Raw genomic sequence first — 1,934 nt, 5'->3', positions numbered from 1 at the left:
GACGTGCTGGTGTCGGGTGGGTTCCGGGATGTGGGAAGGCCCCCGTGACCGGTGTGGTCGCGGGGGCCTTCGTCGGTGCTGGGGTGATCAGCCCTTGCGGGTCTTGATCTCCTCGGTGAGCTGGGGGACGACGTCGAAGAGGTCGCCGACGACGCCGTAGTCGACCAGGTCGAAGATCGGTGCCTCGGCGTCCTTGTTGATCGCCACGATCGTCTTGGAGGTCTGCATGCCGGCGCGGTGCTGGATGGCGCCGGAGATGCCGGAGGCGATGTAGAGCTGCGGCGAGACGGACTTGCCGGTCTGGCCGACCTGGTTGGTGTGCGGGTACCAGCCGGCGTCGACCGCGGCACGCGAGGCACCCACGGCGGCACCGAGCGAGTCGGCGAGACCCTCGATGACCGAGAAGTTCTCGGCGCCGTTGACGCCACGGCCGCCGGAGACGACGATCGCGGCCTCGGTCAGCTCGGGGCGCCCGGTCGACTCGCGCGGGGTACGCGCGGTGACCTTCGTGCCGGTGGCCTTCTCGGAGAAGGCGACCGCCAGGGCCTCGACCGTACCGGCGGCCGGGGCGGCCTCCACGGCCGCGCTGTTGGGCTTGACCGTGATGACCGGGGTGCCCTTGGCGACGCGGGACTTGGTGGTGAAGGAGGCGGCGAACGCGGACTGCGTGGCCACCGGACCCTCGTCACCGGCCTCGATGTCGGTGGCGTCGGTGATGATGCCCGAGCCGATACGGATCGCGAGGCGGGCCGCGATCTCCTTGCCCTCGGCGGAGGACGGCACCAGCACGGCGGCCGGGGACACGGCGTCGTAGGCGGCCTGGAGCGCGTCCACCTTCGGCACGACGAGGTAGTCGGCGTACTCGGCGGCGTCGTGGGTGAGGACCTTCACCGCGCCGTGCTCGGCGAGCGCGGCGGCGGTGTTCTCGGCACCGGAGCCCAGCGCGAGCGCGACGGGCTCGCCGATGCGGCGGGCCAGCGTCAGCAGCTCCAGGGTGGGCTTGCGGACGGCACCGTCCACGTGGTCGACGTAGACAAGAACTTCAGCCATGGGAATGCTCCTGCGGATTGCGAAGTCTGAGGGCGATGAGCGGGGTGGGCCTTGGCCGCTGCGACGGTCCGGAGGCGAGCTCCGGACCTGCGGCGACTAGATGAACTTCTGGCCCGCGAGGAACTCGGCGAGCTGCTTGCCGCCCTCGCCCTCGTCCTTGACGATCGTGCCTGCGGTGCGCGCCGGACGCTGGGTGGCGGAGTCGACCTTGGTCCAGGCACCCTCGAGGCCGACCTCGTCCGCCTCGATCTCCAGGTCGGACAGGTCCCAGGACTGAACCGGCTTCTTCTTGGCGGCCATGATGCCCTTGAAGGACGGGTAACGCGCCTCACCCGACTGGTCGGTCACCGACACGACCGCGGGGAGGGAAGCCTCCAGCTGCTCGGAGGCGCTGTCGCCGTCGCGACGGCCCTTGACCACGCCGTCCTCGACGGAGACCTCGGAGAGCAGCGTGACCTGCGGGACACCCAGACGCTCGGCCAGCAGCGCCGGGACGATACCCGCGGTGCCGTCCGTGGAGGCCATGCCGGAGACGACCAGGTCGAAACCGGCCTTCTCGATCGCCCTGGCCAGCACCAGCGAGGTGCCGATGGCATCACTGCCGTGCAGATCGTCGTCCTCGACGTGGATGGCCTTGTCCGCACCCATCGACAGCGCCTTGCGCAGCGCGTCCTTCGCGTCCTCGGGACCGACGGTCAGCACGGTGATCTCGGCGTCGTCCGCCGCGTCGGCGATCTGCAGCGCCTGCTCGACGGCGTACTCGTCGAGCTCGGACAGCAGACCGTCCACGTCGTCACGATCGACGGTCAGGTCATCGGCGAAGTGCCGGTCGCCAGTGGCGTCGGGCACGTACTTCACAGTGACAACGATCCTCAAGCTCACGC

2 protein-coding genes are annotated in these 1,934 nt (G+C 70.1%); both read right to left on the bottom strand.

What is annotated here, in order from left to right:
- Positions 1-87 precede the first annotated feature (87 nt).
- Entirely contained in the window at positions 88-1,050 is a 963-nt protein-coding gene (locus ACF07B_RS42910; RefSeq protein ID WP_392182943.1) for an electron transfer flavoprotein subunit alpha/FixB family protein, read from the bottom strand.
- A 96-nt stretch (positions 1,051-1,146) separates the two neighbouring features.
- Positions 1,147-1,932 carry an electron transfer flavoprotein subunit beta/FixA family protein gene (locus ACF07B_RS42905; protein ID WP_392182942.1) on the bottom strand — a complete coding sequence of 262 codons (786 nt, stop codon included), beginning with the start codon at positions 1,930-1,932 and terminating at the stop codon, positions 1,147-1,149.
- Positions 1,933-1,934 lie beyond the last annotated feature (2 nt).

This window comes from Streptomyces sp. NPDC015532 (assembly GCF_043078065.1).
GTDB lineage: Bacteria > Actinomycetota > Actinomycetes > Streptomycetales > Streptomycetaceae > Streptomyces.
Note: the sequence above shows the minus strand (reverse complement) of the source record. Positions and strands in the feature narration are given on the sequence as shown.